At 73.1% G+C, this 13,040-nt stretch carries 11 protein-coding genes; 4 read left to right on the top strand and 7 right to left on the bottom strand.

Features of this window, described 5'->3' with window-relative positions:
• Positions 1 to 8 precede the first annotated feature (8 nt).
• A complete protein-coding gene (locus DMB38_RS03890) occupies positions 9 to 869 on the bottom strand; it encodes a siderophore-interacting protein (RefSeq protein WP_125933959.1) in 861 nt (286 codons plus the stop codon).
• A 103-nt stretch (positions 870 to 972) separates the two neighbouring features.
• Positions 973 to 1,881: a 5'-3' exonuclease gene (locus DMB38_RS03885; RefSeq protein ID WP_125938795.1), complete on the bottom strand. Its 909-nt coding sequence runs from the start codon at positions 1,879 to 1,881 to the stop codon at positions 973 to 975.
• 235 nt (positions 1,882 to 2,116) lie between these two features.
• Here DMB38_RS03885 and DMB38_RS03880 point away from each other — a divergent pair, with 235 nt between their 5' ends.
• Together DMB38_RS03880 and DMB38_RS03875 are read left to right on the top strand one after the other, a co-directional pair.
• Positions 2,117 to 3,187, top strand: coding sequence for a betaine/proline/choline family ABC transporter ATP-binding protein (locus DMB38_RS03880; RefSeq protein WP_125933958.1), 1,071 nt, complete (start codon positions 2,117 to 2,119; stop codon positions 3,185 to 3,187).
• Complete coding sequence (locus DMB38_RS03875; RefSeq protein WP_125933957.1) at positions 3,180 to 5,810, top strand: ABC transporter permease/substrate binding protein; 2,631 nt, start codon at positions 3,180 to 3,182, stop codon at positions 5,808 to 5,810. The genes DMB38_RS03880 and DMB38_RS03875 overlap by 8 nt, the downstream gene beginning before the upstream one ends.
• Before the next feature lie 84 nt (positions 5,811 to 5,894).
• Here the strand turns inward: DMB38_RS03875 and DMB38_RS03870 are convergent, their stop codons facing one another.
• Together DMB38_RS03870 and DMB38_RS03865 are read right to left on the bottom strand one after the other, a co-directional pair.
• Positions 5,895 to 6,617: a helical backbone metal receptor gene (locus DMB38_RS03870; protein ID WP_125933956.1), complete on the bottom strand. Its 723-nt coding sequence runs from the start codon at positions 6,615 to 6,617 to the stop codon at positions 5,895 to 5,897.
• A 24-nt stretch (positions 6,618 to 6,641) separates the two neighbouring features.
• Entirely contained in the window at positions 6,642 to 7,724 is a 1,083-nt protein-coding gene (locus DMB38_RS03865) for a TDT family transporter (protein ID WP_125933955.1), read from the bottom strand.
• A 70-nt stretch (positions 7,725 to 7,794) separates the two neighbouring features.
• On the opposite strand from DMB38_RS03865, the gene DMB38_RS03860 reads away from it, so the two are divergent.
• Positions 7,795 to 8,739, top strand: a complete 945-nt coding sequence (locus tag DMB38_RS03860; RefSeq protein WP_125933954.1) for a LysR family transcriptional regulator — start codon at positions 7,795 to 7,797, stop codon at positions 8,737 to 8,739.
• A 261-nt stretch (positions 8,740 to 9,000) separates the two neighbouring features.
• Entirely contained in the window at positions 9,001 to 9,858 is an 858-nt protein-coding gene (locus DMB38_RS03855) for an SAM-dependent methyltransferase (RefSeq protein WP_125933953.1), read from the top strand.
• Positions 9,859 to 9,871: 13 nt separating this feature from the next.
• Here the strand turns inward: DMB38_RS03855 and DMB38_RS03850 are convergent, their stop codons facing one another.
• From DMB38_RS03850 to DMB38_RS03840, 3 genes are all read right to left on the bottom strand, one after another.
• Complete coding sequence (locus tag DMB38_RS03850; RefSeq protein ID WP_125933952.1) at positions 9,872 to 10,570, bottom strand: gamma-glutamyl-gamma-aminobutyrate hydrolase family protein; 699 nt, start codon at positions 10,568 to 10,570, stop codon at positions 9,872 to 9,874.
• Complete coding sequence (gene eat, locus DMB38_RS03845; protein WP_125933951.1) at positions 10,570 to 12,105, bottom strand: ethanolamine permease; 1,536 nt, start codon at positions 12,103 to 12,105, stop codon at positions 10,570 to 10,572. The genes DMB38_RS03850 and eat overlap by 1 nt, the downstream gene beginning before the upstream one ends.
• A 129-nt stretch (positions 12,106 to 12,234) precedes the next feature.
• Complete coding sequence (locus DMB38_RS03840) at positions 12,235 to 12,975, bottom strand: FCD domain-containing protein (protein WP_125933950.1); 741 nt, start codon at positions 12,973 to 12,975, stop codon at positions 12,235 to 12,237.
• Positions 12,976 to 13,040 lie beyond the last annotated feature (65 nt).

Raw genomic sequence — 13,040 nt, 5'->3', positions numbered from 1 at the left:
CGCGGGCCTCAGGGTGCGGAGCCGGCGGCCGGCTCCGCACCCTCCTGCTCGCGTTCGACGGCCTCGTTCCACTGCTTCTTCGAGGACTGCCAGCCGTCCTCGTCGTGGCCGAGCCGCCAGTAGCCGGAGATCGACAACTGCTCGCGCGGCACCCCCCGTTCCAGCCGCAGGTGCCGGCGCAGCTCCTTGACCATCCCCGCCTCGCCGTGCACGAAGACCTGTGCCCGGCCCGGCGGGAACTCCAGCGCCCGGACGGCCTCGACGAGGGCCCGGCCCACCGGCCTGCCGTCGCGGCAGAGCCAGGTGACCGCGCCCTCGGGGGCCGCGAGCGGCTGCCGCTCGGCGGCGTCGGCGACCTCGATCAGCACGTGCGCGACGGCCCCGTCGGGTACGCGCTCCAGCGAGGCGGCGATGGCCGGCAGCGCGCTCTCGTCGCCCGCCAGCAGATGCCAGTCGGCGGCCGGGCTGGGCGCGTACGCGCCGCCGGGGCCGAGGAAGCGCACCACCTCGCCCGGCCGGGCGCGCAGCGCCCAGGGGCCGGCCACGCCGGCCGCGCCGTGCACGACGAAGTCCAGCGTCAGCTCCCGGGCCTTGGCGTCCCAGTCGCGCACGGTGTACGTGCGCATCAGGGGCCAGCGGTCGCGGGGCAGGTCGCGGCGGATGGCGTCCAGGTCGTACGGCTCGGGGTACTCCGCGCCCGGCGCGGGGAAGAGGAGCTTGACGTAGTGGTCGGTCCACTCGCCCGCGGTGAAGCCGGCCAGTTCGTCGCCGCCGAGGACCACGCGCACCATGTGCGGGGTGAGTTGCTCGGTGCGCACCACGCGGGCGGTGTGGACCTGGCGCTTCCGGCCGGCGGGGCGGTCTGCCACGTGAACCTCCGGGACGAGGGGAAGTTAGGGTTACCTAACCTAACACCCCGGCGGCCGGACCGCGGCCGGGAACAGCGGCGCCCGGCCCGTGCCGCGGCCCCCATCAGCCGCGCAGCGTCGTCAGCAGCCGCTCCAGCGAGCCGCCGAGCCCCCACTGCTTCCCGAGCGCCGCCAGCCGCTCCGGGTCCCGCGGCGCCCGCGGCAGCTCCGGGTCGTACGCGGGCAGCGGCACGTCGGCCGCGACCCGTACCACCTTCGGCGCCACCTCGACGTACGGCCGCGCCTCGGCCAGCCGGCGCCGCTGCGCCGGGGTGAGGCGCGAGGAGGGGTCGTCGACGGCGGCCATGATGCCGGCGAGGTCACCGTACGCGTCGAGGAGCTTGGCCGCGGTCTTCTCGCCGATGCCCGGCACGCCCGGCAGGCCGTCGCTGGGGTCGCCGCGCAGCAGGGCGAGGTCGGCGTAGCCGGAGCCGTCGACGCCGTACTTCTCGCGCAGGGCCGTGCCGTCCATGACGGTGGCGTTGCCGACGCCCTTGACCGGGTACACCACCCGCACCCCCCGGGCGTCGTCGACGAGTTGGAAGAGATCGCGGTCGCCGGTGACGATGTCCACGGGCCCGGCCGCCCGCGCGGCCAGGGTGCCGATCACGTCGTCCGCCTCGTACGGGGCCACGCCCACCCGCGCGATGCCGAGGGCGTCCAGCACCTCTTCGATGACCGGCACCTGCGGCGACAGCGTGTCCGGCACCACCTCCTCGTCGGCCTCCTCCCCGGGGTGCTCCTCGGCGACCCGGTGCGCCTTGTACGACGGAATGAGATCCACTCGCCACTGCGGCCGCCAGTCGGCGTCCATGCAGGCCACGAGGTCGTCGGGGCGGTAGTCGGCGACGAGCCGGGAGACGAAGTCGAGCAGCCCCCGCACGGCGTTCACGGGGGTGCCGTCGGGGGCCGTGACCGATTCCGGTACGCCGAAGTACGCGCGGAAGTAGAGGCTGGCCGAGTCGAGCAGCATCAGGCGTCGGGTCATCCCCTGATGATGCCGTATGCACCGCGACCAAACGCGATCGAGATGTGAACTGGATCACGCAATGGTTTGGACATCGTGATCCTGGGCAGCGGCCGAAGTGGAGTGAACCGATGGTCTATACACGGACAATTCGGGAAGCAACCGGGCAGAACCCGCGTCACTCCACGACCTGCCGACGGGGGAGGCAGGTCGATTTTTCCGTTCGAAGCGTGAGGTGTATGTGAGCAGGCTCCAGGCGGAGCACCTGTACAAGGTGTTCGGCAAACGGCCAGAAGACGCGGTCGCCCGGCTAGAGGCAGGGGAAGACCGCGAGAAACTTCGCAAGAAGGGTACGACCGCGGCGGTGGTGGACGCCTCCTTCACCGTCGAGTCGGGCGAGATATTCGTGGTCATGGGCCTCTCCGGGTCCGGCAAGTCCACGTTGCTGCGCATGCTCAACGGGCTGCTCGACGCGACATCGGGCCGGGTGCTCTTCGACGGCCAGGACCTGACGTCGCTGACCGACCGCGAGTTGCGCGAGGTGCGTTCCACGAAGATCAGCATGGTCTTCCAGCACTTCGCGCTCTTCCCGCACCGCAGCGTCCTGGAGAACGCCGCGTACGGCCTCGAAGTCCAGGGGATACCCCGGGAGGAGCGCGAGAAGCGCGCCACCGAGGCGCTGGAGCTGACCGGCCTGAAGGGCTGGGAGCACCACTGGCCCGACGAGCTGTCCGGCGGGATGAAGCAGCGCGTGGGCCTGGCCCGCGCCCTGGCCACCGACGCCGACCTGCTGCTCATGGACGAGTCCTTCAGCGCGCTCGACCCGCTGATCCGGCGGGACATGCAGGACCAGCTCATCGAGCTGCAGGCCAAGCTGAAGAAGACCATCGTCTTCATCACCCACGACCTCAACGAGGCCATGCGCCTGGGCGACCGCATCGCCGTCATGCGCGACGGCCGCATCGTCCAGATAGGCACCCCCGAGGACATCCTCGTCCGGCCCGCGGACGACTACGTACGCCGTTTCGTCGAGGACGTCGACCGCACCCGGGTGCTCACCGCCGGATCCATCATGGAGGAGCCGCAGGACGGCCTCTCCCCGAAGGAACTGCGCGCCGCGGCGCCCGTCAGCGTCACCGAGGACACGCCCGTCGCCGAGCTCTTCGGCCCGTTCGCGACCGGCGACGACGCCGTGGGCGTCACCGACGCCGACGGCGACCTCGTCGGCCTGGTGGAGCGCGGCCGGCTGCTGTCCATCCTGGGCGACCAGGCAGGCGACGACGAGGGCGAGAAGGTGACCGCGGGTGCCTGAGATCGACTTCGGGTCCCGGGTCGAGTCGGTCGTCGACTGGCTCAAGGATCACCTCGGCTGGCTCTTCGACTTCATCGACACGGTCCTCTCCGGCATGTACGACGGCGTCAACGCCGTCCTCGACGCGCCGGAACCGCTCGTCATGGCGGGCATCTTCGCCGTGATCGCCTTCTGGCTGCGCGGCCCGCTGCCCGCGGTGCTCACGTTCGCCGGATTCGCCGTCGTGGACTCGGTGCAACTGTGGCCCGAGGCCATGGAAACCCTGTCGATGGTGCTGGTCGCCACGGCGATCACCGTGGTGATCGCCGTGCCGCTGGGCATCTGGGCGGCCCGTAACAAGGTCGTCAGCACCGCCGTCAGGCCGATGCTCGACTTCATGCAGACGATGCCCGCCTTCGTCTACCTGATCCCGGGCGTCATCTTCTTCTCCATCGGCATCACCCCGGGCATCATCGCGACCATCGTGTTCGCCATGCCGCCCGGCGTGCGCATGACCGAGCTGGGCATCCGGCAGGTCGACGCCGAACTGGTCGAGGCCGCCGAGGCGTTCGGCACCAAGCCCGCCGACACGCTGCGCCGTGTGCAACTGCCGCTGGCGCTGCCGACGATCATGGCGGGCGTCAACCAGGTCATCATGCTCGCGCTGTCCATGGTCGTCATCGCCGGCATGGTCGGCGGCGGCGGCCTCGGCGAGGTCGTCTACAACGCCGTCACCCGCGTCGCCATCGGCACCGGCTTCGAGAGCGGTCTCGTCGTCGTCATCCTCGCCATGTACCTGGACCGGATGACCAGCGCGCTCAACCAGCGCGTCTCGCCGCTCGGCCGGCGCGCGCTCGCCAAGACCGCCGCCGCCGTCGACCGGTGGAAGTTCCTGCACTACAAGCCCACCACCGCGATCGCCACCGTCGGCATCGTCGTGCTGGCGCTGCTCGCCGGCGGCCTGAACCTGGCCGAGTCCGACGACGAGGGCACCCAGCAGGCCGCCGCCGCGTCCACCGACGTCGGCGAGGGCCGGAAGATCGACATCGGCTACATCCCCTGGGACGAGGGCATCGCCTCCACCTTCCTCTGGAAGGAGGTGCTGGAGCAGCGCGGCTTCGAGGCCGAGGCCAAGCAGCTCGACCCCGGCCCGCTCTTCACCGCCGTCTCCGAGGGCCAGGTCGACTTCCAGACCGACGCCTGGCTGCCCGTGACCCACGAGCAGTACTGGGAGAAGTTCGGCGACAAGATGGAGGACATGGGCTCCTGGTACGGGCCCACGACGCTGGAGCTGTCCGTCCCGTCGTACATGAAGGACGTCAAGTCCCTGGAGGATCTGAAGGATCACAAGGGCGAGTTCGACGGGAAGATCATCGGCATCGAGGCCAGCGCCGGCATGATGGGGATCCTGAAGGACAAGGTCGTCAATGAGTACGGGCTGGAGGACTGGGAGGTCGTCTCCTCGTCCACCTCCTCGATGCTCGCGGAGCTGGAGCGCGCGTACCAGGCCGAGGAGCCGGTGGTCGTCACGCTCTGGTCGCCGCACTGGGCGTACAGCAAGTACGACATGACCAAGCTGGAGGACCCGAAGAAGGCCTGGGGCTCCGGTGATGACGTGCACACCACCGCGCGCAAGGGCTTCGCGAAGGACGAGCCCGTCGTCGCCGAGTGGCTGCGCGACTTCACCATGAAGGAGAAGGAGCTCACCAGCCTGGAGGAGATGATCGTCGACGCCGGGGAGGGCAACGAGCAGCAGGCCGTCCGCGACTGGCTGGAGCAGAACGAGGGTTACGTCGACAAGATGGCCCCGCTCCCCGACGGCGGCAACGGCGGCGGCACCCAGGGCAAGGACGCGGGCAAGACCGTGAACCTCGGCTACTTCCCGTGGGACGAGGCCATCGCGTCCACGTACCTGTGGCAGAACGTGCTGGAGGACCGCGGCTACAAGACCAACGTCAAGCAGCTCGACCCCGGCCCGCTCTACACCGCGCTCGCCGAGGGCCAGATGGACGTGCAGTTCGACGCCTGGCTGCCGGTGACGCACGAGCAGTACTGGGAGAGATTCGGCGACAACCTCACCGACGTCGGCTCCTGGTACGGGCCGACCACCCTGGAGCTGTCCGTCCCGTCGTACATGAAGGACATCAAGTCCCTGGAGGATCTGAAGGATCACAAGGGCGAGTTCGACGGGAAGATCATCGGCATCGAGGCCAGCGCCGGCATGATGGGCATCCTCCAGGACAAGGTCGTCAACGAATACGGGCTGGAGGACTGGGAGGTCGTCTCCTCGTCCACCTCCTCGATGCTGGCCGAGCTGGAGCGGGCGTACGACAAGAAGGAGCCCATCGTCGTCACCCTCTGGTCGCCGCACTGGGCCTACGGCAAGTGGGACCTGACCAAGCTGGACGACCCGAGGAAGGCCTGGGGCGAGGGCGACGACATCCACACCGTGGCCAAGAAGGACTTCGCCGAGGACTTCCCGGAGTTCCACGAGTGGCTGAAGGACTTCACGCTCTCCGAGGAGGAGCTGTCCTCGCTGGAGGTCGAGATCCAGAACGGCGGTGACGGCAAGGAGAAGGAGTCCGCCCGCAAGTGGATGGACGACAACCCCGAGGTCATCGACAGGATCGCCCCGGTCTCCTGACCGGCGGTCACGCTCCGGGCGCCTCGTCGTCCCCCCTGCGCGGGGGCGGCGGGGCGCCCGCCTTCTGCGCCTGCCGTCGCCGTCCTACACCGCGCGCAGCGCCGCGCCCAGCACCCCGGGCGCTTCCGCCAGCGACGGCCCGTACCACGTCAGATGCCGCCCGCTCACCGGCGCCGCCGCCAGCGCGGGGAACGCCTCCGGGCCGTCGTCCGCCCCGAACGCGTACGGCTCGTCGGGGAACACCACCAGCTCCGCGCCGCTCCCGTGCAGCTCCGCGAGCGGCACCCGCGGATACCGCTCCGCGTGTCCCGCGTACACGTTCGCCACTCCCAGCCGCGCCAGCAGGTCCCCGGCGAAGGTCTCCCGGCCCAGCACCATCCATGGCCGCCGCCACACGGGCACCACCGCCCGCCGCGTCCGCCCCGGCGGCCGTACGTCCCGCCAGGCCGCCTCCGCGGCGATCAGCCACGCCGGCCGCGACGCGGCCCCGCACGCCGTCAGCACCCGCGCCAGCTCCGCGAACGCCTGCTCCAGCGTGCGGACTTCGGTGACCAGCACCTGAAGGCCCGCCGCCCGCAGCGCGGCGAGGTCCGGCTCGCGGTTCTCCTCCTCGTTCGCGACGACCAGGTCGGGCGCCAGCGCGACGATCCGCTCGACGTCCGGGTTCTTCGTCCCCCGCACCCGTACGACGTCGAGCCCCGCCGGGTGGGTGCACCAGTCGGTGGCGCCGACGAGGGCGCCGGGCGCCGAGACGGCGACCGCCTCGGTGAGCGACGGGACGAGGGACACCACACGCCTGCCTGCCATGCACTCAGGCTACGGCGGCGGTCGTCAGCGGGCCGGGGCCGCGAGGAGGCCGCCGCGGGCCACCGCCGCCGCCGTACGGACCGCGGCCGTCAGCCAGGCCGCGACCAGCAGCCCGTACAGCAGCACCGCAAGCCCGCGGAACGCCGCGAGCCCGGTGTGCTCCGCCAGGCTCGCCGCGCCCGTCACGCACGTGCCCACCGGGAAGGTGAACGCCCACCACGTCAGCGCGAACGGCATGCCGTGCCGCACGGCCCGTACGACCAGCGCCCCCGCCACCGCCAGCCACAGCAGCGCGAAGCCCAGCACCGGCACCCCGTACAGCGCGGCGAACGCCCCCGGCACCGCCGCCGAGCCGTCCGCCAGCGCCCCCGCGGCCGTCGTCGACTGCCCGAGCGGGCCCAGCACCAGGAACAGCGCCGGGGTGAGCGCGAGCGGCAGCGGGCCCCGCTCCACCAGCCGGGCGAAGACCAGCGGCAGCATCAGCAGCGTCGCCAGCAGGCTCATCCCGAACATCCCGAAGCAGCCCATCACCAGCGACTCCCGCCACTGCCCCGCGGGCAGCCGCGGCGCCAGCGCCGGGCCGGTCGCGGCCGACACCATCGGGGCCACCACCGGCAGCAGCCACACGGGCGAGGCGTCGCCGGGCCGCACCCGGTGGCGTACGACCATCAGGTACGGCACGGCCACGGCCGCCGCCAGCCCCACCGCGGTACCCGCCACCCACAGCGCGGCGTGCACGGCGAACGCCGCGTCGCCGCCCGTCACGCGCGCCCCCACGGCGGTCGTCGCGGCGCCGACCGCGAGCAGGGCCATCGACAGGCACCCGTAGAACGGCGCGACCGCCGGATCGGCGAGGTGCTCGCGGGCGCGGTCTGCGTGCCGTGTCCAGTGAACGGCGCGGGCGGCGAGCAGCGCGGCGAGGAGGACGGTGCCCAGGGCCCAGACGGGGACCAGCGCGGCGGACGGCAGGCCGACCGCCGCGCCGGCGGTGGCGACGATGGCGGTCCCCATGACGCCGGCGTACCAGTGGGGGCCGAGCTCGCGGACGGAGAGCCGGTGGCGTGCGCGGGCGGCGGGGCGGGGGCGTACGAGGGCGGTGGCGGCCATGCCAGCAGCCTCGCCCGGGTGGCGGGCGCCCGGTAGGGACCGATCTTCTCTCAGCTCATAAGCTGGGGTTATGAGCGCGTACGAGGCCGCGGGCGAACCGGAGTCGCTGGCCCGCCGGGTGCCGGACCTGGCGGCGCTGGAACTGCTGCTCGCCGTGGCCCGGCTGGGCAGCCTCGGGCGGGCGGCGAAGGCCGTCGGCGTGAGCCAGCCCGCGGCCAGCGCGCGCATCCGGTCCATGGAACGGCAGCTCGGTGTCGCGCTCGTGCACCGCTCGCCCGCCGGCTCGCGGCTCACCGAGGCCGGGGGCGTGGTGACGGAGTGGGCCCGGCGGGTCGTGGAGGCGGCGGAGGCGTTCGACGCGGGCGCGGCGGCGCTGCGCACGCGGCGGGACTCGCGGCTGCGGGTGGCGGCGAGCCTCACGGTCGCGGAGTACCTGCTGCCGGGGTGGCTGGTCGCGCTCCGCGCGGCGCGGCCGGAGACGGCGGTGTCGCTGCAGGCGGGGAACTCGGTGGCGGTGGCGGCGCAGGTACGGTCCGGGGCGGCCGACCTGGGGTTCGTGGAGGGCCCGGGGGTGCCGTCGGGGCTGGACGGGGCGGTCATCGGGCACGACCGGCTGCTGGTGGTCGTGGCGCCGTCGCATCCGTGGGCGCGGCGCCGGCGGGGGCTGCCGCCGGGGGAGCTCGCGGGGGCGGCGCTGGTGCTGCGGGAGCAGGGCTCGGGTACGCGGCAGGTGCTGGACGAGGCGCTGCGCCCGTACGGCGGGCTGGGGACGCCGCTGCTGGAACTGGCGTCGACGACGGCGGTGAAGTCGGCGGCCGTGACGGGTGCGGGACCGGCGGTGCTCTCGGAGCTGGCGGTGGCGGACGAGGTGGCGACCCGGCGCCTGGTGGCGGTCGCGGTCACGGGCCTGCCCCTGACCAGAGCCCTCCGCGCGGTCTGGCCCCGCGGCCAGCGCCCCACGGGCCCGGCCCGTGACCTCCTGTCCCTGACGAGAAGGGGTGAGCGGGCGGGATGAGGGCCGGCCGGGTGCGTGGTGGGGTCGCCCCGTCCCCGCCCCTTCCCGCTTCCTCAGAGGCTCCGCCCCCGAGCCCCCCGCCGGGGCTGCGCCCCGGATCCCTGCGGCGCTGCGCCGCCGCACCCCGTCGCGCCCACGGTCCCGACATCCGCCCTCCTCAGCAGGGGCTCCGTACCCCCCTGCGGAGGGGGGATTTCCGCGTTACCCTCGTTCCAACCTGTCTTGATCTTCGAGGCGTCCACCGGACGCGGGGAGCGCGTGGTGTCAGCAGAGGACCAGTCCTTCATACCCGGCGTCTCCGTCGAGCAGCCCACGTCCGCCCGCGTCTACGGCTGGCTTCTCGGTGGCAAGGACAACTACGCCGTCGACCGGGAGTTCGCGCTCAAGCAGCTCAAGGAGTTCCCCGCCGGGCTCGACATCACCCGTGAGAACCGGCTGTTCCTCTTCCGGGCCGTGCGGTGGCTCGTCGAGGAAGCCGGGATCCGGCAGTTCCTCGACATGGGCTGCGGGCTGCCCACGGACAACAACGTCCACCAGGTCGCCCAGCGCTTCGCCCCCGACGCCCGCGTCGTCTACGTCGACAACGACCCCATCGTCCTCGCCCACGGCCGCGCCCTGCTCGCCGAGGACGCCTCCACCATCGTCGTCGACGGCGACCTGCGCGACCCCGCCACGATCCTCGACGACCCGCTCGTCACCCGGCTCATCGACTTCGACGAACCGCTCGCCGTGCTCTACCTGTCGGTCATGCACCACGTACCCGACGCCGACGACCCCGTCGGCGTCCTCGGCGCCGTGCTCGACCGCGCGCGGCCCGGCAGTTGCGTGTGTCTGTCGCAGGTGGTCACCGACGATCCCGCCACCAGCGCCGCGATGACCGAGAGCGTCCGGGCCAAGGGCATCCCGTGGCAGACGAGGACGCCCGCCGAGGTCGACGCCCTCGTCCGGGGGCTGGAGCCCGTCGAGCCCGGGCTGGTGGATCTCGTCGACTGGCGGCCCGACCCGTTCCAGCCGCCGCTGGCCCCCGTCGACCCGGCCCTCCGGCCGTACCTCGGCACCACCAAGCACGCCAAGCCCGTCTACGAGTACGGCGGCATCGTCCAAAAGCCCGCGGGCTGAGGCGCCGGGGTCGTCAGCCCGCCGCCTCCACCAGGCCCCGCAGCACCCGCGCGTCCTCGCCCATCTCCGGGTGCCACTGCACCCCCAGCGCGAAGCCGCCCGCGTCCGGCAGCTCCAGCGCCTCCACCACGCCGTCCGCCGCGTACGCCGACGCGATCACGCCGGTGCCCAGCTCCGCCACCGCCTGGTGGTGGTACGCCGGGACCGTCACCGCCTCCGGCAGCAGCGCGGCGAGGCGCGTGCCCGGGACCGGTTTGATCTCGTGGGCGCCGAAGACGCCCGGGCGCTCGCGGTGGCCCTCCATGTGCTGGCGCAGCGTGCCGCCGCGGACGACGTTCAGCAACTGCGCGCCGCGGCAGATCCCCAACAGCGGCAGCTCCGCCGCCAGGGCCGCCTCGATCAGGGCCAGTTCCCACTCGTCGCGCTCGCGTGACGTCGGGGTGACGGGGTCCGTGCGGGCGTCCGCCTCGGCGCCGTAGCGGGCCGGGTCCAGGTCGGGGCCGCCCGCGATGATCAGGCCGTCCAGGCGGCGCAGGGTCTCCGCCGCGCGGCCCGGGTCGTCCGGGGGGAGCAGCGCGGCGAGGCCGCCGGCACGCTGGGTGAGGCGGTGGTAACCGGCGGGCAGCAGAGCGGCGGGCAGGTGCCACTGGCCCCATACGGCCTCGTCGACGAGGTAGGTGGAAATGCCGATCAGGGGCCGGGTCCTGCTCATCACTTCTCCCTCGTCGCCGGGCGTTCGAGTTCCGCTTCCGCCTCCGCCAGCGCCGCGAACTCCTCCTCGGGCGCCGCCGCCACCAGACGGTGCCGACTGTAGAGCGCGAAATATCCGAGGGCCACCGCGTACACGCAGCCCGCGATCATCGCCGCCCACTTGTCCACCAGGAACGTCGCCACCAGCGCCGACAGCGCGAGCACGAACGCCACCGAGGACGTCACCGCCCCGCCCGGTGTGCGGTACGGGCGGTGCAGCCCCGGTTCGCGGCGGCGCAGGACGATGTGCGAGAGCGCCATCAGCGCGTACGAGATGGTGGCCCCGAACACCGCGACGTTCAGCATCCGCGCCCCGTTCCCGCTCCCGGCCGCCAGCGCGAAGCCGATCGCGCCGGGCACCAGCAGGCCCAGGAACGGGGCCTTGCGGCGGGAGGTGAGGGAGAGGACGCGGGGCAGGTAGCCGGCCCGGGAGAGCGCGAAGAGCTGGCGCGAGCCGGCGTAGATGAGGGAGAAGAACGAGGCGACGAGCCCGGCGAGGCCCGCGTAGTTGACGAACCGGCTGAGCGCGGTCGCCTCGCCGTCCGGCTGCAGCGCCTCCACCAGCGGATTGCCCGCGTCCTGTACGGCGGCGGAGCCGCGGGCGCCGGCCGCGGCGATGAAGGTGACGACGGCGAGCAGCAGCAGCACGCCCATCGCCCAGGCCATCGCGCGCGGCAGCGTACGGGACGGGTCCTTGGTCTCCTCCGCGGCCAGCGGCACGCCCTCGACGCCCAGGAAGAACCACATCCCGAACGGGAACGCCGCCCAGATGCCCAGGATCCCGAACGGCAGCCAGGAGTTGGCGCCCAGCGCGCCGTGGTCGACCGGGATGTCGTTCAGCGAGCCGGCGCTGAACTCCGTGAGGGCGCCGACGGCGAAGATCAGCAGCGCGGCGACCGCGACGGCGGTCACGACGAGGCTGAAGCGCAGCGCCTCGCCGACGCCCCACAGGTGGATGCCGAGGAAGAGGACGAAGCAGGCGAGGTAGACGGGCCAGCCCGAGGTGAGCCCGAACAGCTCCAGCGACTCGACGTAGTCGCCGATGAAGATGACGATCGCGGCCGGCGCCAGGACGTACTCGATGAGGATCGCCGTGCCGGTCATGAACCCGCCCCAGGGGCCCAGCGCCTTGCGCGCGAAGCCGTAGCCGCCGCCGGCCGTGGGCAGCACGGCGGCCAGCTCGGCGAGGGCGAAGACCAGGCACGTGTACATCACGCCCATGAGCAGCGCGGCGATGGCCAGGCCGCCGAAACCGCCCTCCGCCAGGCCGAAGTTCCAGCCGGAGAAGTCGCCGGAGACGACGTACGCCACGCCCAGGCCGGTGAGCAGCAGCGGCCCGGCGCTGCCGGCGCGCAGCGCGCGGCGCCGGAGGTACGCGTCGTCCGCGGCGTCGTGCGCGGCGGGGCCCGGGCCGGCAGGGCCGGGGGCGCCGGGACCGCCGTCGGGGGCGGCGCGGGGGCCGGGCGGTGCGGTGCGGGACTCGGTGCCTTCGCTCATGGTGCCGCTCCTGCCTCAACGGACGGTGGAACCCAGCAATGGTGTGGCCCCATACCTTTGCGGCGCCGAGGTCACGAGCGCAAGCCCCGTGCATGAAGGTCCTGTTACGCGGCGGTGTGCCGGACGGACCTAGCCGAGGAAGCCGCGCAGCAGCGCCGCGGTGCCGGCGCAGTGCTCGCGCATCATCTCGCGGGCGGCGTCCGGATCGCCGTCGAGCACCGCGCCGACGAGCGCGGCGTGCTGCGCCTGGCTGTGCTCCAGGTTCCGCACCAGCAGCGGGATGCAGTCCAGCAGGTCGTTGACGGTGGCCCGGACGGCGGCGTACTGCGCCGCGAGCCGCGGCGAGCCCGCGAGTTCCGCGAGGGTGAGGTGGAGCAGGGTGTCCAGCCGCCGGTAGTCGCCCAGCGGTGCGTCCTGGGTGGCCTCCAGGGCGGCGCGCAGCCGCGTCCGCTGCCCGGGCGCCATCCCGGTGCCGGCGCACAGCTCGGCGGCGCCCGTCTCCAGCACCTCGCGGAAGCGCAGCACGTCCTCCAGGTCCGTACGCTCCGTGCGCCGGCGCAACTCCTCCTGCGCATCCCGGCGGGCGGGGGTGCGCTCCCGTACGAAGGTGCCTCCGTAGCGCCCCCGGCGGCTCTCCACCAGCCCCTCGTCCGCCAGCACCTTCAGCACGTCCCGCAGCGTCACCCGGCTGATCCGCAGCCGCTCGGCCAACTCCCGCTCCGCGGGCAGCCGCTCGCCGGGCGGCACCAGACCCAGGCGCAGGACCTGAAGTATCTGCTCCAGCGCCTCCTCGAAGCCGTTGCCCGCGCGCACCGGGCGCAGTACGGTCCGCAGCCCGTCGCCGGCCGCCGCGTTGCTGAACGCCCTCATCCCGACCCCGCCCTCCCGACCCGGTGCCTCCGCCTACTTCCCAACCAAAGGTATCCACGCATACC

The organism is Streptomyces sp. WAC 06738 (assembly GCF_003945505.1).
Classification (GTDB): domain Bacteria; phylum Actinomycetota; class Actinomycetes; order Streptomycetales; family Streptomycetaceae; genus Streptomyces.
The sequence above is the reverse complement of the archived record's forward strand: the minus strand, read 5'-3'. Positions and strand labels throughout refer to the sequence as shown.